17 protein-coding genes are annotated in these 20899 nt (G+C 38.2%); 1 reads left to right on the top strand and 16 read right to left on the bottom strand.

The annotated features are described in order from the left end of the window. Positions 1–123: 123 nt before the first annotated feature. From ACT3ID_RS15620 to ACT3ID_RS15545, 16 genes are all read right to left on the bottom strand, one after another. On the bottom strand, positions 124–1917 hold the full coding sequence (locus ACT3ID_RS15620) for a hypothetical protein (RefSeq protein WP_491542983.1): 1794 nt from the start codon (positions 1915–1917) through the stop codon (positions 124–126). A gap of 686 nt (positions 1918–2603) precedes the next feature. Further along, on the bottom strand, positions 2604–3590 hold the full coding sequence (locus ACT3ID_RS15615; RefSeq protein ID WP_491542982.1) for a GDP-mannose 4,6-dehydratase: 987 nt from the start codon (positions 3588–3590) through the stop codon (positions 2604–2606). A gap of 30 nt (positions 3591–3620) precedes the next feature. Continuing rightward, a complete protein-coding gene (locus ACT3ID_RS15610) occupies positions 3621–4598 on the bottom strand; it encodes an NAD-dependent epimerase/dehydratase family protein (protein WP_491542981.1) in 978 nt (325 codons plus the stop codon). A 71-nt stretch (positions 4599–4669) separates the two neighbouring features. Continuing rightward, the gene (locus tag ACT3ID_RS15605; RefSeq protein ID WP_491542980.1) at positions 4670–5791 is read right to left on the bottom strand and encodes a glycosyltransferase family 4 protein; all 1122 of its coding nucleotides are present in this window, start codon (positions 5789–5791) and stop codon (positions 4670–4672) included. Beyond that, positions 5766–6956 (bottom strand): glycosyltransferase family 4 protein, encoded by a 1191-nt coding sequence (locus ACT3ID_RS15600; protein WP_491542979.1) that lies wholly within the window; start codon positions 6954–6956, stop codon positions 5766–5768. Before ACT3ID_RS15600 ends, ACT3ID_RS15605 begins: the two co-directional genes overlap by 26 nt. A gap of 67 nt (positions 6957–7023) precedes the next feature. Continuing rightward, positions 7024–8148 (bottom strand): glycosyltransferase, encoded by a 1125-nt coding sequence (locus ACT3ID_RS15595; protein ID WP_491542978.1) that lies wholly within the window; start codon positions 8146–8148, stop codon positions 7024–7026. 53 nt (positions 8149–8201) lie between these two features. Then, entirely contained in the window at positions 8202–9107 is a 906-nt protein-coding gene (locus tag ACT3ID_RS15590; protein ID WP_491542977.1) for a sulfotransferase domain-containing protein, read from the bottom strand. Between the two features lie 10 nt (positions 9108–9117). Beyond that, entirely contained in the window at positions 9118–10467 is a 1350-nt protein-coding gene (locus tag ACT3ID_RS15585; RefSeq protein WP_491542976.1) for an O-antigen polymerase, read from the bottom strand. A 138-nt stretch (positions 10468–10605) separates the two neighbouring features. After that, positions 10606–11775, bottom strand: a complete 1170-nt coding sequence (locus ACT3ID_RS15580) for a glycosyltransferase family 4 protein (protein WP_491542975.1) — start codon at positions 11773–11775, stop codon at positions 10606–10608. A gap of 7 nt (positions 11776–11782) precedes the next feature. Further along, positions 11783–12679: a sulfotransferase domain-containing protein gene (locus ACT3ID_RS15575; protein WP_491542974.1), complete on the bottom strand. Its 897-nt coding sequence runs from the start codon at positions 12677–12679 to the stop codon at positions 11783–11785. Further along, positions 12679–13440 (bottom strand): class I SAM-dependent methyltransferase, encoded by a 762-nt coding sequence (locus tag ACT3ID_RS15570; RefSeq protein ID WP_491542973.1) that lies wholly within the window; start codon positions 13438–13440, stop codon positions 12679–12681. The genes ACT3ID_RS15575 and ACT3ID_RS15570 overlap by 1 nt, the downstream gene beginning before the upstream one ends. Positions 13441–13450: 10 nt before the next feature. Continuing rightward, positions 13451–14911 carry an oligosaccharide flippase family protein gene (locus ACT3ID_RS15565; protein WP_491542972.1) on the bottom strand — a complete coding sequence of 487 codons (1461 nt, stop codon included), beginning with the start codon at positions 14909–14911 and terminating at the stop codon, positions 13451–13453. 62 nt (positions 14912–14973) lie between these two features. Beyond that, positions 14974–16326, bottom strand: coding sequence for a UDP-glucose dehydrogenase family protein (locus ACT3ID_RS15560; RefSeq protein WP_491542971.1), 1353 nt, complete (start codon positions 16324–16326; stop codon positions 14974–14976). A gap of 4 nt (positions 16327–16330) precedes the next feature. Then, entirely contained in the window at positions 16331–17296 is a 966-nt protein-coding gene (locus ACT3ID_RS15555) for a GDP-mannose 4,6-dehydratase (RefSeq protein ID WP_491542970.1), read from the bottom strand. Between the two features lie 396 nt (positions 17297–17692). Further along, positions 17693–18100 carry a four helix bundle protein gene (locus ACT3ID_RS15550; RefSeq protein ID WP_491542969.1) on the bottom strand — a complete coding sequence of 136 codons (408 nt, stop codon included), beginning with the start codon at positions 18098–18100 and terminating at the stop codon, positions 17693–17695. 702 nt (positions 18101–18802) lie between these two features. Beyond that, positions 18803–19351 (bottom strand): hypothetical protein, encoded by a 549-nt coding sequence (locus ACT3ID_RS15545; RefSeq protein ID WP_491542968.1) that lies wholly within the window; start codon positions 19349–19351, stop codon positions 18803–18805. Positions 19352–20490: 1139 nt separating this feature from the next. On the opposite strand from ACT3ID_RS15545, the gene ACT3ID_RS15540 reads away from it, so the two are divergent. Next, positions 20491–20892, top strand: coding sequence for a hypothetical protein (locus ACT3ID_RS15540; protein ID WP_491542967.1), 402 nt, complete (start codon positions 20491–20493; stop codon positions 20890–20892). The last annotated feature ends 7 nt before the right edge of the window (positions 20893–20899 follow it).

Below are 20899 nucleotides of genomic sequence, written 5' to 3'. Positions count from 1 at the left end.
TTATTTTTTAACATTAAGATCACCAAGAGGACCAGAAACCTTTATATTTAGATAAGGTCTACCACTAAATACCAGAAGTATTTTCCATTCCACCTATCCTACCTTATAAGCATATTTTCGCAACTACTCTTTTGATGAATCATTCACTTTTACCTCATGGAAGGTTGGAATAAATTCTCTGCAACTAACACCCTTCTCTGCGCATATGCTTTTAACATCCCCCTTCTTTTTATCAGGAAGATCTCGGATACAGATTAAAACTTCATCCACATCATATCCGTCGCAAACAGCAGATATATCCCGGTAACTTCCAAGTACTTTTAATCCCTGTATTTTTCCGTTCTGTTTATATGGAGAATCGTCTACAAAACCAACGGGGTTTAATTGGAGATCAAGATTCTGACGGATCTCTCTCAGCGCCAGCCATCCGGCATCTCCCGCCCCATATATCAAAACATTCTTACCTTCGGTGGTAGGTATTGCAAATAATCTCCGTAATCCTTTAAAAGCAAAACGAGATGAGGCCACCAAAAACAAGAATAAAATCCAGTCAACAACAAACACGCTGGCTGAAATGTACCCTCCCGTGTAGGTCCAGGCAAAAGCTCCCGAAAATAATGTGCCCAATAAAGTAGCGATAAAGATTCTCAGCAGATCGGCAACACCGGCATAACGCCATACACTTTTATATAAACCTATAGCAGCTAGTACCACCACCTTGCAAACTAATATTCCCGGCAGCACTTCTATAACAGCTTGCTGAATTTCACCCGACCATCCCTCAAAACGAATAAAATGTGCCAATACTAAAGAGGCGATTATTAAAGCTACATCAACAATAATGGTAATAAGCTGCATCTTTTGCTTGAAATAGGCTGGGGTGTTTTTAACCAGAGCCTCAATTGTACTTAAATCCTCCTGTTCATATACATCGAGGCGAGAAAGAAAAAGGCCAAAGAATAACAGCCCCACAATACCTATTGCAATCAGGCTATAAAATAGATGAACTTCATTCGGATAAAATAGCAATACGATTCCACCAGACAAAGCAGAAATCCCAAACAACGTATTTACAGCCGCTTTTTCCGAGAGTCCCAAATACACCAACCGGTGCGAAGAGTGATCGCTGCCACCCTGCGAAGGCGAACGCCCTTTAAATATTCGGACAAAAGTCACCAGTGTAGTATCAAAAATCGGAACTATTATTACTGCTATGAGCACCGGCAAAATAGCACCGGGTGCGATATTGGTCATAGCAGGCTCCAGCATCAGCGGAAGAGCTGCCAGCATATATCCGATAAACAAGCTGCCGCAATCACCCATAAATATTTTGGCAGGATTATAATTATACACTAAAAATCCACCCGAAGCCCCCGCCAGTACAAAAGCAAGTACGCCTATAGAAGGCACACCCAGTTTCAGCGCCAACAGTCCAAATACAACGGAAACAATAACTGCAATCCCCGCTGCCAGTCCATCCATATTATCCAGCAGGTTAAAGGCGTTGGTGATCCCTATAATCCACAAATACGTAAGCGGAATGGCAATCCAGAAGGGCCAAGAAGAGCTGAGTACATACCCGGCTCCGATCAATACAGAAGCGGCCAGGAACTGCACCACAAATTTTACGATCGGCTTTAGTTCGACACGATCATCGGCAAAACCAACCAGAAACATCATTGTGGCTCCCGATCCGACCATCAGGTATTCCAACGGCTGAAACCACAGACAGGTTATAGCGAATGATGCAAATACTGCTAACCCTCCCATCAGTGCCACAACCCTTGTATTCCAGCGCTCTTCCCTAGGGACTGAAACCCAATCACTTTTTATCGCTAATATACGCGTTCCGTAGGTTGCCACAAGTGAAATAATAAAAGACACCCCGATAGCTGCCAGTATTTCAATTTTTTCCATCCTATCTAGATGATGTGGTAATTACTCTTGATTGTTTTCCCTATGTAATAAATACTCCTATAATGCTGTAGTTTGTAAGAAATAAAAACGTAATAAAAATCGACCAAACTCCCACCTTAAATTTTTTTAATAAAAGAAATAGGTGGGAGAGCTAATATTTCTATGAAGCGAGGGAGTAGCTAGCGCTGGGGAGGGGTCTGAGTTGCTTTACAATAACTGTTTTTGCTCTGCGGTATTTATCCACCAGAGCATGGGATATTGTCACATCAAAAAGTAGTGCCATTGCGAAGCGTTTACTAAGATATTCAAGAGCGAAATGCAGTTATACTAATGGTAAGACCGTCATCATCTATGGATGAATACCATGTCTCCAGAAGTATCAGGAATCCTCGTGATGACAGGAATGGTTATTTGCTCATTCTGGTTAGTTGTCCGCCGCTTATTCAATTTAGCAGTTAGAGCCCCACCATACGTTGTAGAGTGGTTTGGGATGAGTCTACAATGAGATCAATAATGAAAAGCAGTGTCATACTGAGCGAAGATTTTGCTAATTTTGCAAAACAGTAGTTGTACCTCCATTACATGTTCGCAGTAGGAGTCAAAGAATTATCTTTTAGCTATGTTTGGGGGGTCTTTTCACTCTTTTCGCTCCTCACTCCGTCCCCCCTAAAAGCATCAGTTTTGTTTTACACTACCAGACTTTCTTTACGGAAGTATTGGATCACTTTTTTTAGGATATCTTCGGTGGAGTGGGTGAGCTCGTAGTCGATGGTGTTCCGAATCTTCGTCAGATCGGGGGTACGGCGTTTCATATCTTCGAAGCCTTTGCCATAGACCTGCTCATAGGGTATATGCTGAATTTCGGAGCTGCTGCCGGCCAGCTCTTTCACTTTCGCGGCCAGCTTGTTCATTGATATTTCCTCTTCTCCGCCAATATTAAACACTTCGCCCTCGGCCTCTTCGGTATTTATCAACTGTACAATGGCATTTACCGCATCTTTAACGTATGTAAAACAGCGGGTCTGTTCGCCATCGCCGTGGACCTGAATGGTCTCATTGAGCAGCGCTTTCTGCACGAAGTTGGGAATGACCATTCCGTAGGTACCTGTCTGACGGGGCCCAACGGTATTAAAAAAGCGCACCGCTATTACCGGCAGTTTCTTTTCGTCGTAGTAGGCCATTGCCAGAAATTCATCCATCGCCTTGGAGCAGGCATAAGCCCAGCGGCGTTTGCCGGTGGGACCCAGCTGCCAGTCTCCGTCCTCTTTCAGTTTCTCTATGTTTCCATTACCCATCAGCTTGCCATATACTTCGGAGGTAGAGGCGATCAGTACTTTTTTATCATGATAGCTGGCCAGCTTCAGCACGTTTTCAGTGCCCTGCACGTTTGTTACAATCGTCTCAACGGGATTTTCCATAATCAACTTTACGCCCACCGCCGCGGCAAGGTGAAAGATGCGGTCACACTGCTCCACCATCTTTTCCAGCGTGTGATAGTCCATCACGCTGGCCACCTTGATTTCAAAGTTCGGATTATCGCGAAGGTGATTGATATTGGATAGCTTGCCCGTGGAAAGGTTATCGATGACCGCTACCTGGTGGCCTTTATCCAGCAGATGATCGGCCAGATGACTCCCAATAAAGCCAGCGCCTCCTGTAATTAGATATCTCATAACTTAGTTTTATTTCTATTAATTTAAAATTTATTGTTCTTCTAGCATTTGGACATGCCATTGAACCGTATCCGCAACTGCTTTTTCGTTAGAGACCGGTTGTTCAAATCCTAAATCCCGAACCTTATCAGCCTTAAACTTTGTAGATGTACAAAACTTTTCAATCCTATCTGCTGTAATAGGAAAATCAATATTTAAAATACCGGCAGCAATATCTGATATATAGGCGATAGGCTTGGCAACTGAAAGCGGAATATAAAATGAATTCCTTTTCTTCCCCAATTGATCATAAATATTATTGACCAACTTTCTCGTTGACCAAATCGGATAATCAACATAGTGATATATGTTTACTCCCGGCTTTAACCGATCAAACAGAAACATATTCGCTTCAATAAGGTTGGGCAAATGCGAGGTGGTTTTTTGGTCATTCCCTTTGCCCACCATCAGGAATCTTCTTTTATATATAGCGTCCACAAGTCGGTATATATTAGTTGTAGGTGGATTATCAGGACTAAAAATTGCCGACGGCCGAATGATAAGAACTTCAGCATCATCAATTTCGTAATCCAAGTTTATAAAAAGCTTTTCTGCTTCAGCTTTTGATTCTCCATAAGGAATTTCCGGATTGTATTGTGCATCTTCACCCAAGGCTTCCTCACTAGGACCAAGAACAGAAACCGTACTATAGAAAACCCATTTTTTTATGCCGGCCTCTTTACCCGCTTTGATAACTTTCTGTGAAGCGACTAAGTTGTCTGTAAAATATTCCTCTCTTGTAAGTCCCCAGTCATCCTTGGCAGCAGACAGATGAAATATGCAATCTACATCAGTAAAGTATTCCGACAAATTATCCAACTCATTCAGATCACCGTGAATAAAATCATCCAGATGCTCATGATGATCTTTAACGCGATCCAAGCCAGTGACTTCATGTCCCTCTTCAATTAACCTCTTACTTAAATGCCTGCCAACATAGCCCGCACTTCCTGTTAAAAGTATTTTCATTAGTTAGATTTTAAATTAATTACTTCTTTAAAATTTACCTAAAGCTGTGTAATCAGCTTTTACCTGTAAAATCACTCTACCATCTCTTTGATAATAGTTCTGTTAACATCTTTCACATCATAATCATCTTCTGCTTTCCTTCTGCTCTTCAAACCCAACTCTTTTATCAAGGATGGCTTATTAATAAATTTCTCCATAGTCTTCGCAAGTTTTTCTGCATTTCTGGGCTCTATTAAAAATCCATTCTCCCCGTGCACAACCGTTTCGCGGCTACCAGGCATATCCGTTGTAATTATCGGTCGTGACATAGCCATAGCCTCCAATATGCTCCTCGGAGTTCCCTCTCGATAATAAGTAGGTAACACAAACACGCTCGTTTTTTCCAGCCACTCTTTTACATTTTCCACAAAACCCGGCCATTCCACAGTACCTTCTGCCACCCACGATTCTATTTCTGATCTATCTACCGAATTCGGATTGGAATCTACATCACCAAGCAAAACAAATCTTATTTCTTTAGACGGATACCTATGTTTTATAATTCGAGCGGACTCGACAAATTCATAGACTCCTTTCTCTTTTATAAGTCTTGCTACCAGCGTAAAAGTAACCGGCTTTTTATGGATGTAATCAGCTTCATAAATATCTAAATCTACTCCGGAACCATTTACTAAAACAGCATCATTATTTTTTATAAATCCTTTATCCTCAAAAAGCTGCATATCATCGGGATTTTGGAAAAAAACCTTTTGCGATAAAGGCAGTGAAATCCTGTAGAGAGTGTCAGCTAATATCCGGCCTAACGAAGTTTCATTTTCATCCTCTACATATAATGTTCCGAGTCCAGCCACCATTGAATATCTATTTCTTATACCCAAAACACGCGATACTAAAAGACCATAGACTACCGGTTTTATTCCATAAGAAAATGTAAAATCAGGTTTTATTTTTCTTAAAGTTTTCAACAGGTCAATTATGGCCAAAAAATCTTTAAATGGATTATAACCCGTCCGATCCATATAAATATCAAGGGGTTTGGCCCCCAAATCTTGTAAAAACTTCCGATACTGATCAGTATAGTCCGGCGCCAAAGGATATACCTGGAAACCCCGATCAATTAGATCTTCTATAAGATGGCTCCGAAAAGTAACTACTGAGTGAGCATAGTTACTTATTATGACTATTTTTTTCATTAATACCTTGCTGATAAGCAGTTAATGTTTCGTAATATGATTTAATCCATTTTTTATACGAAAAAAGTTCTTGTGCAACTTCCCGACCTTTTTTACCAAATTTGTTTATCTCTTCCGGATATCTAATAAAATAGTTGACATATTCAACCATCTCATTTACGCTGAAATCGCTGATTACAAAACCTGTTTCACCATGCTTAATTATTTCTCCCATTCCACCGACATTAGTACCGATAACTGGTAACCCAGCAAACATAGCCTCACGTATAACTTGTGGTGTTCCCTCAGCTTTAGATGGTAGTACAAAAAGTTCATAACTATTCAGTAACTCTGGTATATCATCTCTCCATCCGAGAAAACTTATATCTTTTTCCAGATTGTTAACAGTTATATATTTTTTCAATTTTCGAAAATATTTTTGGTCTTGAATGGGACCTATAAAATCTACTTTAACTATATCAGTATTTATTTTTTTTAACCCTTTTAAGATCATCATTTGATTCTTCCTTGGGAATATGGAAGCGATGCAAACAATTTTTAGCCCGTCCCTATTTACAGAGTTTAATGGTATATTCGATAATCTTTCTTTTCGCTGTTCATCAATCCCAGGGTATATCGTTTGAAATTTGCTTCTAAATAATTGATAATCATTTTTTTTAAAAATTTCTTTAGGCTGACAGTTTGCTTGCGTAATAATTTTGTTACTTGTATATAATCCTACTAAATGTAAAAGTCGCACAATTCCTTGTGACTTAAGCTCACGCCCTATATCCCATATTAAGGGAATGTTACAGATCTTACTAGCCAACATTACGTAAAACACATTCTTTATATTTCTAGTAATTAATAAATCACTCTTTATAGATTTTAATAATTTTCTTAACCGTAAATTATAAATTAAAACTTGATATAAAACTTGTAGCTTTCTTACCCATGAGTATTCCAGCGCCTCTCTATTTTTATTTTCCATTAAATTAAGAAAGGGAAGAATGTAAACATCAATCCCACTATCCTTTAATTGCTTTGAAAGCTCACATTCTTTTTGAATAATAAAAGAAATCTTTATATCTGAATATTTATTTAAACCTTTAGCTAAATTTAATAGAGAAACCGGAGCACCAGTCATGGTTTCTCTATAACCATAAAAAAATGCTATATTCATCATAATTGCTTCAGGCTAATTAATTCAACCTTTACCCCTTATTTCTATATTTAATAAAATTCTTTATCACCTAAGATTTATTATCCATTACTTTTATAAATAATTCTTCATATGAAGTAGCTATTTTTGATGCAGTAAAATCGTTAGCACGTTTTAAACCATTTCTCCTAAGCTTATAAAATAATTCATCACTCTTAAGAATCTTCAAGACGGAATTAGCTATGGCCTGAATATTATTTACTGGTACCAGAAGACCATTATCTCCATCAGAAATTATTTCCCTTGGCCCATAAGGACATGCTGTCGATACAACAGGGACACCTTGACCCATTGCTTCAATTATTACATTTCCAAAGCCTTCATGAAAAGAGGATAAAACAAACACTCTAGATTGACGAATATAATCTTCTGGATTTTCTACAAATCCAACAAATTCAATACTATCTGCAACACCTAAAGATTGAGATAGTGCCACTAAATTTTCTTTTTCAGGACCATCCCCAATTATGATTAATTTAGCATCTTCAAATTCTTTTTTGATAATAGATAAAGCATTAATAACCAAATCATATCCTTTAAGGCTGATAAGCCTTCCACATACAGAAATAATCGGTCCGATTTCCAAGTTGTTATCCAATGATGCACTTTCTTCTAAACCAATATTATAAATAGTAGAAGTTGTTATATCTCCTTTAATTTTATCAATTAGTTCTTTTCTTACTCCTTCTGAAAGTGTAATCACCTCATCAGCATATTGATATGCAAAAGGAATAAGCTTTGAGTAAAGGTATTCTATCCACTGAAAATTATGATTTAAAGTTTGATAGATACTATTTTGTACATCACAAATAAACGCAGACTTGCTTCCTGCAAGAAAATGTGCTAGGCAAGCAGCTACATTAGCGTGATGCATAATGCTAAAAAAAATATCTGGTTCTTCTTTAATTAAGATCTCCCTTAAAGGTTTAACAGAACTAATAATTCTTTTAGTTGAACTTGTATCCGATAAATCTATGCTTCTATATTTAATCTCTTTAGTATTAAGACTTGACTCATAATCACCACCAGACGTAGAAACTACCAAGGTTACATTAAATTTATTCTTATTTATTGTATTTAGTAGATGCATCAAATGTTTTTCTGCTCCACCACCACCTAATTCCGGACAAAAACAAATCAATTCTATTTTATTCATAAAAACGTAGAATAGTATACCTATTTATACATAAACTGTCGGAGAATCTTTTTTCAATTCCAAGGAATTTCTCTTTTTAATAAATTCCTCAATTTCGCATTATCTTTTTTAAAGTAACACTGTAACTGTTGTAGCACCTTTTTGTCATTTTCTGTAACTTTTTTTTCTCCAATCATAGAGCTTTTATAAAAATCAACTAAAAAATCTTTACCTGGTATATAATATTCACTGAATAATTTATTTAATTTCAGGAGGATCTTATGTAAAGTAGCATAATTCACCTGGTAAGTTTTATTCCTCTTTCCCCTATTCCCTATATCTGTCATTTCAATTTGGAGAAAATTGAAAATAGTTTTCAAAGTCTCTTGTTTATTCAAAATCATTTCCTCAAAAAAAAGAACCATTATTTTACTTTGATCATAGTTTTTGAACCAATTTTCTAAAAAAGTCCAATACCTACTGTATTCAATTTCTCTCTTAAGAATATAATCGGGATAATCATTTCGAAGATATTGTTTAAGCTCTTGAGGATGATTTTGAATTATATCAGCATATTTCTCAAAATTAATTTCCTTTACAAAGGCAGATTTATTGTTTTTAGAATATTTAAAAGATGATAATATGCGTTGTGCTGGCTCTCTGAATATAAAAATTATGAATGGTTTTGGTTTTAATTTATTGAGCCACTTTACAGCTGTATTACTATATAAATAGTGAGTTGTACCCTCATAAAGAATTTTTTCATTCCCACTATTGCTATCCCAAAAATTGGTATAGCTACTAAGATCACTATTATGAATATTATTATTTGAATTTAAAAGTGGATGACCTTTTTCTAAAAGAAAATTAGTTTCTTTTGGATTTGAACTCTCAAGCCTTGGATGATTATTCAACCATGAAAACAAAGAACTAGTACCACATTTAGGGGCGCCACCTATAATAAGACCGGGATATTTCATTAGCAGTTTTTTATTTTTTAAATCGAATTGCTCTAATCCAATACAAGAAAATTATTAAAGGAGTCAATATCTGAAATAGATCCACCAGATTGATTGTTTGAGGCTTTAAATTGAAGAGAATAATTACATATAAAATCCATGCAGCAGGTGCTTCAGGGTATCTCCTTAAGAACCGAGCCAACCACTGCATTGCTAATCCAAACAATAAATAGATAACTATCACACCTGGAACATGAAAATTCCAATAAGCTTCCCCCACACCTCCCGGTGGTATACCAGCTGCTCTACCCCCTTGAGGATTATGTTCAAGTGAACCTTCTCCATATAACAAGTTGCCGGTATACGCTCCTGCTCCACGCGGTTTAGATTCCCAAATAGCACGGGGAACCCAGAAAAAAGCACCACCTAAATATGTTCTTCCCCACAATAACCCCTCTTCTTCAATTGCCTTTCCTACAACAGCAATATAACCACTACTCCGACCTTCAATATGTTCCCGAGTGGTTTCTATCTTTTCTTGAATCGAAGTATCAGTTAAAACAGATAAATCCAATGTATCCGATCGGTTACCCATCTGTCTCAATTCTCCAAGAACTCCAATTAACAAAAAACCAGCAGTAACAATAACTACTGTTTTTCCTGTTGGCACTTTTTGATGACGAATCATCCAAATCATTAAAAATAAGGCTAATGTAAAAAATATAGATGAACGGGAACCAGTTACCAAGAAACCATTAACAACTGTGAATAGAAATAATCCCCAGAATACTGGATTCCAAAATGCTCTGGAACTATATGCATACCAAGAAAGGGTCCCAATTAAGCTTAATGAGGTAATAACTGCTGTTATATGACCAGTTGCTTCCAAACTTCTAAAGCGTCCACTCGCAAAGGATAATATTAAATTTCGTACCCCCCCCTGAGATGTGATGAAATAAATAAACAATCCTATTGAAATACCAATAAACACCAGCGCTTTAAATTTCAACCTAACAGGATTTTTAAACTTTAAATTCGGTACTTTGATTTTAGCAATACCAAAAAAACCTATATAATAGAATATCAAAGAAACAATGTTAATAAGATCAGCTTTTATATAAACTTGAGCTACCTCATATTCCGTCAATGCCATTAATGCAGGATGCTGCAGTGCAGTATAATCTGCAAAACTAAAAACCTGGAGAAGCGATAACGGATTTCTTCCAATATTCATTATTATTGTAAAAATAAGTGGGAAAATTAGCGGATGTAACCATCCCCAGTCCTTGCGATATATGAAAATTGGTAAGAAAAGTAATATTTGATATGCAAGCTGAATGATAAACCTGGAAACTGCCAACTCTGCCGTATCAACAAACAAACTATATAAGACAGGATATATAATATTATAAATGATGATATAGACTATTATGCCTATTCGCCATTTGTCTGAGATCGAGACAAAAGGATTTGATTTATGTTGGTGATTTTTAAAATTCAAGTGTTGTATTTATAACCTTTAAACTAATTGCAAATAGGTTTCTTCATACTGTTTTACTACGTCTTCCGCCTGAAATAGCTTTTGAGCTGCTTCTACACCATTTGATCCCATTTTTCTTCGGACACCTGGTTGTTTTTCAAGGTATGATATGTCTTCAACCATTGCCTCATATTCTCCTTGTTTTTCGACCAAACCACACCTATATTGTTCTAATATCTCGCTGGCTGTAGGTACGTCAAAGGACACGACGGGCGTTCCACAAGCAAGACTTTCAATCATACACCGTGCCATTCCCTCGCGGCGTGAGGCCAAAACCGTAATATCCGCTGCTCGGTACCAATCATCTATATCATCTGAATAACCTTCAAAATACACATACTCTTTTAATTCAAGCTGCTCCACTGCAACTTTGCACTTTAGCGCATAATCATCTTCCTCTGGTTTAAAATCTCCTACAAAACATACTTTAAAATTATCAAGCTTTTTTTTCAGTCTGGGGAGGGCTTTCCGGATGAATGTTAATTGATTTTTCTTGTCGTTAAATGTAGCAGCATAAAGCAAAAGTAGCGTTTCTTTCGGGATAGAAAATGATTTTCGAATCTCCTGTTTATTTGAATCTACAGGAAAAAAAGTATTGAAATCAACGATACTGTATATTGGCTCAATAATTTGTCCTGCTTTATCAGTATCAATAGGCAAACGACGAGTTAATCGTTTTTTCATTGAATTAGAAAGCACAATTATACGATTACAAAAGCGTACTACATTCCATTTTCCTTGGTACTTCCTATCCGGTTCAAATACATCCCTGATATTAAATACCAAAGCTGCTCCTTTGATCTTAGCACTTATTACAGAATAGGTTAATGAACGGATATCATTCGCATGAATTAGATTCACTTTTTCCTTGATTAAAATCCATAGCACATTAAAATTATATATAAATAAGTTTAGTATTTTTCCTATTAACGTGTTTTGGGTCACTGTATCAATAATGTGAACATTATACCCTTCTTCTTTTAATCTTTTCGTGACATCAGTATTCAGCTGAGTGATAATCAATGGTTCAACTTTTTTTAAACGAGTTATCACTTCAAGAATACTAGCGATTCCACCATTAGCCTTATTTCCAGTCTGATACAACAAAAAGGCTACTTTCACAGATTTATCCATTATTGAACCTTTCAATTAACCGTTAGTTACTAAAATTGTGCCAAATCGATACATCAATCCCATATTTATTTTTTAAATTCTCAACCGTATGCTGGTAAATACTTTGGAATTTTTTTCTTGTTTCTTCATTCATTCTAGGCTTTTCCAAATTGTTGTTTTCTATTTGTTTAATGCTTTTTTTAATAGACTTGGGTCTTAATGTTTTTGGCACAATTTTTCTAGCTTGAATAATTTTCTGTATTAAGTAATGTAATATCTTATTTTGGGGTAAGCCGGATTTAGCTCTCTGACCAATATCCAAGTCAAAAGAATATTCATCTATACCCAAAAACCCACATATCTCATTTAATACGTCATTTTGTTGTTGCTTAAATCGTTCACTAGTATCAATAAAGATATCATCACTAGTGAAATACTCTAATAAGTTATCGAGGTGTTTGTCATAATAACCACACTCTATATATGATCTTTCTCGTATAAATCCATTTTCTAGTTTAACCGATTTATTATCTAAAATTTCTTCAATATCAATGTTCATGGGTTCAAAATTATTTCTCTGCGAAAAAATGAAGTGGGAATAGGCTCTCTCAACTGGATCTCTGAGTAGTATAATGAATTTAGCAGATGGGGTTACCTTATGAATTTTATTTATCGATTCATGATTAGAAAAGTACCCTGGACTAGCATCCACTAAGATCTTTTCATTTTTATTTTCATAAAGTTGCTTATAACATTCAAATTCCGATATCACATTCTTATTGACTGGATCTTTTGGGTCGGGTAGTTCGTCATTAAATAAAAAATATCGTGGTTCTTTTTTATCTGGGACAAAAATATCAGGATGTTGTGATAATAATACGCTTAACGCTGTGGTCCCTCCCTTAGGTACACCAGCAATAAAAACATTAGGTAAACACATTATCTCTTAAATCCTAAACCTATTAATAACCTATAATTAAAATCAGGATCAGTCTCTAATTTCTCATATGGATTATAAATTGTAGCTACAATACGCAACAGGACTCTTGTTAATTTAGAAAGTAAATCACTCTTTCCTTGGTTCACATATAAACTATCAAGCATCTCGGAATAAGCCCCATAAACTTTAACTTCATTTAAATGACCTTCCAATAAATTTCTTAGTTCTTCAGTTATATATTCATGGTAATGATATTTATCTCTCACTTCTTTTGGAGATTGATCCTTATACCTATTAGGTGTTGTACAAACAAAAATACCACCTGGCTTTAAAATACGCATTACTTCTTTTATAAAAGCTTTAGGATCATCCAAATGTTCTATTAACTCAATTGCAGTTACGTAGCTGAAGCTATTATCCTCAAACGGAGTATCATAACAACTAGAATTAACTATTTCTGTACCAGAATAGCCATTCTCTGCCAGTTTCTGTTTAGCTAACTTTATTCCTTCTTCAGAGTTATCTAACCCTTTAATCGTTCCTTTCTGTTTTAGAACCTTATATAAAAAGGCTCCATCCCCTGTTCCAATATCTAAACCTACTCCATCCCCAAATAATCCATTTTTTTTTAAAAGATTTATCACTATATCATATCTTGCATGGAATCTTATACTTTTTCTAAGTATTCCATCTCTATTTATATTTTTCCAATGATATGCACCTTGATTTTCATATTTCTTAAAATCTTGATCTTTCGCCATAATATTTTTTTTAATTATTTAAAATCTTACTTTCCCACCAAAGCAATCTTTTTCCAAATATAGGTTCTTTAACAAAGTAATATCCTACAAGAATCAAAAAGAAATAAGTGGATACCATCAAAATAGTTATATAGTAATTAAGAGCGACACCATTATTCTCAAATAAGAACTTCAATATTTCTATTATAGACACACCTGTTAAAGTTATTATTAAAGGCCTAGCTAAACACTCTAATATATCTCTTAAACTCATCTTTAAAACTCTAAAAACCTTTAAAGTCATTAAAAAAAACTGAACGACTAACGCTAATAACGCTCCTGCAGCTACACCTTCGATCCCATATATGGACAATAACCAACACCCTAAAACTATAGTAGTAGCATAAATAGTTTGGATATAAAACATCCAGTTAAATTGCCTTCGGACTTGAAGAATAGTAGCAGGTATTTTATATCCCAATCGAAAAAATATGCCAAATGCTAAAATTTGAAATGCCGGTACTACAGGTAACCAGTTTTCACCTAAGAAAACGTAAATTAAAACTTCGGAAGAATAGTAGAGCATAACAGTTAATGGCAAAAGAGTTAAACCAACTATGTAAAACAACATTAGCATAGTCTTTCTCTGCAATTCTTCGTCATTAGAATAATCAGCTAAAGATGCGAAACCTACTTTATGTAAGGCTTCTCCCACCAAGTGGGTCGGTAAGCTCATTAATTGATAGGCCTTAGAATAAAATCCCAATGATGTATCTCCCATTACTCTCGAAACAACTAAATAATCACCTTTAGCTGCTACTTTATTTACAAAACCAGATAAAGTAATATACGCTGAATCTTGATATATACTTTTTACCTCATTAAAGCTAAAACTTTCAAATTGGAAACCACATTTTCTATACAACAGGATAAAATCAAAGATTTCCTTAGCAAATAAACCACCTAAAAGGGCCCAGTGATTCCAGCCATAATATCCCAAAACTATTGCCACCAATCCTGTTCCTCCAATATTGGCAATCATTTTTCTTTTAGCCAGCCAAACAAAATCTAAATCTTTTTCCAGAAGCGAATTAAATACATTATTAATAGCAATAACTGTAATTATAATTGCACCGACCCGTGTATATTTAGTAAGATCTTGAACATTTGGAAATATATTCTGCAAAAAAGGTGCTAATAAAATTAGCCCAACCGTAACTACTACAGCAATACTTATTGATATAAAAAAAGCTGCGCTATTCTTTCTTTTATCAGCCTCTTCAAGAACAATATTCTTATTTACAAACGGCACAAATAGTATTCTCGAAAATTCAAGAAATATTATAAAAGTGGCATTTATCCCAAAATATTCAGGGGCAATTAACCGGGCTAAAATAGCAGTAATACAAATTCTACAAGTAAATAGAAATACGTTTGTTCCTATTGTCCAAAAAGCACCTCTTTTGGCTTTAATTTGAGTTTCTTTCTCCAACTAACTGTACATTATAACTTGTGTTAAAATAATCCAATGCTTGCACTCCTCTTTAAACCTGATTATTCTGCTAGTTCCAATTCTGGTTTATTTACAGAAGGTCTTCCTACACTGATATATGTAATTCCAGCCATTTTTGCTCGCTCCAGATCATACAAATTTCGTCCATCAAAAATGACAGGAGTTTTCATCATGTCAGCAAAATTATCGACTGTCGGACGGCGGAACTCGTTCCACTCGGTACAGATAATTAGTGCATCGGTGCCGTCGAGAGCTTCTTTCTGGTCGTGGACAAAGGTCGTAGCCTCGCGCACTGCCTGGCTGGTCGCCTGCTTGAACGTGCCGATTGCCTCCGGATCATAGGCCAGCAGCTTGGCGCCCTGCCTGGTAAGCTCATCAGCGATGTAAAGGGCTGGAGCTTCGCGGATATCGTCGGTCTCCGGCTTAAAGGATAGTCCCCACATGCCAAATGTCTTGCCGGAGAAATCCTTAGTACCGTAAAACTTTTCCATCTTGCGTACGATGGACACTTTCTGATATTCATTTACCTGCATCACCGAATCCACAATCTTGAAATCATAACCGTTTTCTCCGGCGGTGTGGTGAATAGCCTGCACATCTTTAGGAAAACAGCTGCCGCCGTAACCGATACCGGCAAACAGGAAGCGCTTGCCAATGCGGGAGTCCGTTCCGATGCCACGGCGAATATTATCAACGTTGGCACCAACCCGCTCGCAGATATTGGCCATTTCATTCATAAAAGTGATCTTGGTGGCCAGCATAGCGTTGGCGGCATACTTGGTAAGCTCTGAGCTGCGGCGGTCCATCACAATAATAGGGTTGCCAGACCGGACAAACGGTTCGTATAGCGTTGTCATGATTTCGGCAGCACGGTCACTGTCTGTGCCAATTACCACTCGCTCGGGATATTTAAAGTCATCCACGGCGGCTCCCTCACGCAGAAATTCCGGATTGGAAACCACATCAAATTGATCATTGGCAATATTTTCTGCAATGGCTTCCTCGACACGGTCGCCGGTCCCGACCGGCACGGTCGATTTATTTACAATAACGGTATAGTCTTCAAGTAGGGGACCTATCTCGGAAGCAACTTGCATAACAGCGGAAAGATCAGCCTGACCATCGCCGCCCGGCGGTGTCGGCAGACAAAGAAATACGATATCAGCATCTTTTATGGCCCCGTCCAACTCGGTCGTGAAATGCAGCCGGTCTTCGCGGCGGCAGCGTTTAAAAATCGGTTCCAACCCCGGCTCATAAATGGGAATCCTTCCCTCCCGAAGCTGATTGATTTTATTTTCATCTATATCAACACACGTAACGTCGTTGCCGGAGTCGGCAAAACAGGTCCCCGAGACCAATCCTACGTATCCGGTGCCTATTACTGCTAGTTTCATTTAATTAAACCTCTTGTAAATGATTTTTATTTTCTGTGTACCATTTTGCAAAATTGCTTAATCCCTGCTCCAAATCATAATTGGGGCTGTAGTCAAAAAGCTTTTTCGCTTTACTCACATTCGCCCAAGTTTGCTCCACATCGCCCGGCACTTCCGGAGCGTGGGTTTTATTGGCCTCAATACCAGAGGCTTCTTCAATCGCTTCCACCAGTTCCAGGAGCTGTACCGTGCGGTTGTTGCCCAAGTTGATGATTTCATACATGCTGTCGGTGTAATCAATCGCCGCCATTACCCCGTCAATAATATCATCAATGTACGTATAGTCACGCCGGCTGCTTCCGTCGCCGTATAGCGTGATCTGCTCCCCATTACTCATCAGCCGCAGGAACTTGTGAATCGCCAGGTCCGGCCGCTGGCGCGGTCCGTACACTGTAAAAAAGCGGAGGGCCAGAAATCGCATTTCGTACAGCTCGCTGTAAACATGTCCCATAAGCTCCCCGCTCACCTTCGTGCTAGCATACGGGCTGATCGGCTTCAATACGTGATCATCCTCCGACCAGGGTACGTTTTCGTTGGTTCCGTACACGCTGCTGGATGAGGCGAAAACAAACTGTTTTACGTCCCGCTCCTTGGCTAACTCCAGCATGTTCTGTGTTCCCATCACGTTCACTTCCTGGAAACCCACCGGGTCTTTCACTGAGGGTCGAACCCCGGCTTTGGCTGCCAGGTGTACGATGACATCAATATCTTCATTAATCTTTTCTCGCAGAGCATCCAGATTGCGAATATCTTCATCCACAAGTCGGTAGTTGTTGTGCTTCCGGTGCTCATTGATGTTGTTTTCTTTTATGGAGCGGTCGTAGTAGGGGTCGAAGTTGTCGACGCAGATTACGTTGTTGCCTTCGGCTAATAGCCGATCAACAAGATGACTGCCAATAAATCCTGCTCCTCCTGTGACTAATATTGTCATTTTAATTTTATTTCAAATTGTAATTACTTCGTTGTACAACATCTACTTGTTTACCCTTTTTGTGTCGACAAAAAGGGTGTAAAAACGACTCCGAATACTCGGAGCTTCGGCGCATGGGCTCGTCCGGCCCGGAAATAAATGTAGATATTGTTCTTACTGCAGATTTCAAATAATTTCTTGCTCTAAAATGCTAGTAGTTTTTAACACTTCGTTCCCCATTTATTTCTAGTCGGTCCGTCCTTCGCCCTTTTCACCCTCACCAGCTAAGGCCGGAGTTCCAGGGTTTGTTGCTAATTTCTTATATATAGAACCTTTTTTAAATTCAACTTTCCGGTTTTCAACGGTATCAAATTGGATACTGAGACCAAAGGATTCAATTCTGTCAGGTGCCTGTGATTAATCCTCATCATTCAAACAATCAATTTTAACCTCCCCATCATCAGCAAGCGAATTCCTCATCGCCTGTATACGTCCCGCCAATCGGTTTGCTTCTTTATATAAACAATTAAGCTGAATTTTCTCATCTTCTGCTATACAATAATTCCGTCGTGCTATTAAATGAATACATGCCACTGTTTCGATCAGTGATCGTAATGAAGTATCTAAAAAGCGGCTTTGCTCCTCGTCAGATTGCCCAATTGACACTCCGGCAATGTTAAGCGAAATCAACGTTGCAGCCTCTCGCAACTGGTCAGAGATGTTATCTTGCTCTTCGTCCGGCAGCAGCTCTGCAATATCATAAGCCGCATCAACATAGTTAAGCGACTCCTGCCATATTTCCAGCTTCTCAAATTTGAAGTCCATCAATCTTACTGTCTCTTTGATGTATATAGACAACGGGCAACTGATAACGGTGACCCTCATTCGGGCAGTCAGCGCCTCCAAAGTCCGTCGTCAATTCTCTAGTTAGTCAATAACTGAAGTCGACACCCTACGTCAACTCTCTTGGATAATTCATTCTTGCAAATGAGCTTATTAATGAACAGAAATAATGCATTGTTGTCAAATATCTTATGATCCTTTTGTAATAAAAACAGGCAAATCACCGCGCTAGAAGATTAGGATTTTTTAATGAAGACGACGGGTGACGGCTTTGGAATTGTGAATGTTGAATGATGATTTAAGATCGCAGACCGAAGACAGGGACCGTTAAAATCTTAGTCCATCAGACAAATAACAAAAGCACAGTTCTGGTGGTTGAGGAATGGTGCAGGAGACGTAATGCGTGATTCGCGTTACGTGTGGCGCGTTTGGGATGACAGGATGCAGGTGAGCCCTGAATTCAAAGGAGCTGTCTTTAGACAGCTTTGGAGGTTTTCTTCTTAGACCCGTCTTTTAAGGGGCGAAGGGCTGGGGCGCTTCATAACAGTGTGCATTTCTTTACACCCTTCGTCGTCCCTAGAATTCGGGACGACACTTCCCTCGAAGGGAAGATGATTCATTGGGCCATCTCAGACGCATTCAATACGTCTCTACAACTTTCAACTTTATACTTAGTACTTTCGACTACCTAAGTCTCTCAATAATCAAAAACCCAGTCGCAATGCTTGACAGTACCGGTGCCACGACACGTACATAGTCCACAAACGAAGGTCGACGCTTCACCTGTATGGCCACCACCTGGTTGTTTTTTAACATGAAATCGCGCATACCTTCAGGCAGCGGTTCATCAAATCGGTATTTGAAATTCTGCACCTCCTCCATGCCGCTCTCTTCATTATATTCCGAGACATTCACCTCCACCCTCATCTTCGACCAGTCCAGTTCCGCCTCGTTGCTGCGGATCGTCTGCGGTCCAAAGGCATAAGAAATAAGTTCCGGCAGCTTAGTGCCACGGGGTACCAGGTATCGTCCCGCACTGTTTACATCTCCCCATACATTTACCGTATCGGCCAGCTCACCCGGTTCGGCCACGCGAATGATGCGTTCGCCCAGGCGAAATTGTTGTGAATACTGTAGTTGATTACCACGCTGCTGGGCATATCCATCAATCTGGGCAAGAGCAACAATGAGGATTAATCCAACGGCCGCTTTAGCGAAAAAATGGAAGTTCATGTTGCAGGTTGAATGTTGCAAGTTGAAGGATGCAGGCTTAATGATGTCGAGGCCCCTATCTGGTTATATTGTAATTTACGTCATCCAAAGCTAAACCCTGAAATAGTTGTTAAGCACACACTGCTTGTCAGCACAAGTATTGCAAAAGTGAAATAATTTGGGTCGTTATTTCTAAGCTCCTGAATATCTGCTGCTCAAGCAATTGCTCTCTTACGTCAATAAAATATGATTCTTATGGTAATGGTTTGGAATCTTTATTTCAAATTGATTAGAGATTATATGACACGATTGTTGTATTAATTTATTACATGTTTGTTCCGTGGATGACGGTTTTAGCCCCTCCATACTTGTAGGGAGGGGTTGTGGGGTGGGTACGAAAACAGTTTTCCGAGCTCTGAATTCAAGGAACTGTCTTTAGACAGCTTTGCTTGCCTATTCTTAGACCCGTCTTTCAAGGTGGGGCGAAAGGATTTGTCACTAAGCTTATTAGGCTGCGGATCTACTAATATAGAATAGAACACAGGTGAGACAGATCCTGCGGATTTTCGCTGGTATTTTTAACCAAGGAGAACATCCTAAAATCGTGTAAAACCACAGTTCTGGTGGTATTTTTTCGCACTGGACACAAGCATCTATCCACACACCTGCGAGCTATTTCCGGGTAACCTGTCTTGCCTACTGGCGCGATGGATTCGACTCTACTCTCCATCTATCAATATTGTCTTACCTCCTTCATTGTATTACACCCTTCGTCTGTTCCGACGGGTACTGTCGGAACAGACACTTCCCTCAAGGGAAGACGATCGGATTCTATACCAACACTACAAATTAGGAGAAATTCCCGTGATTGGATCCTATTTTATGCCGATCTCCTATTTCCCGTTAATATTTTAAACTTTTAATATTAAACACTTTGATTTTTAACTAACATTATCTAGTATTTGAATCGACTAGTTGACAAATACAGTTCATGCAAAATTTATTTGCTATCCGGATGTAAGCATTGGAGTGCAACGATTAACAACCGGAGCAACATAGCTATGCTATTTATCAACTTACGTTGAGAAGAGCATGATATGGTTTTGCAGGAATCAGGAGTAAGCAGAAACTATTTTAATAAAGAGATTAGGGGTAAATTCATGGATAGGGACATGAGTGTTAATGATATATTTTCGATCGTTTACGAACATCTAAAATATTTACGGGCATTAGATATTTTACTACTGGCTAAAGTTGACAGACAGGAGGTGCATGATACGGATATTATCTTTGCCCAAGAAGAGCTGGAAGAAATGCACAAGAATCCAAACCAGGCTTCCATACTAACTGACACCTTTTCGACAGTACTGGACAACTCTCATCTGCTAAAGAAGTTAAACCTGAATGAACCTTTTATTCGTAAAGCAAAAGATATTACGGAACAAATATCAGATGATGACTATTTTAAGTCCAATGTTTTAGAGGACCTGGATAAAAAGGTGGATGACCGTAAGGATATAGATAAAGCGACCGCGGAACTCTGGGAAAAGGAAAACCAGTAATGCTAAG

This window comes from Fodinibius sp. GM108 (assembly GCF_058386985.1).
Note: the sequence above shows the minus strand (reverse complement) of the source record. Positions and strands in the feature narration are given on the sequence as shown.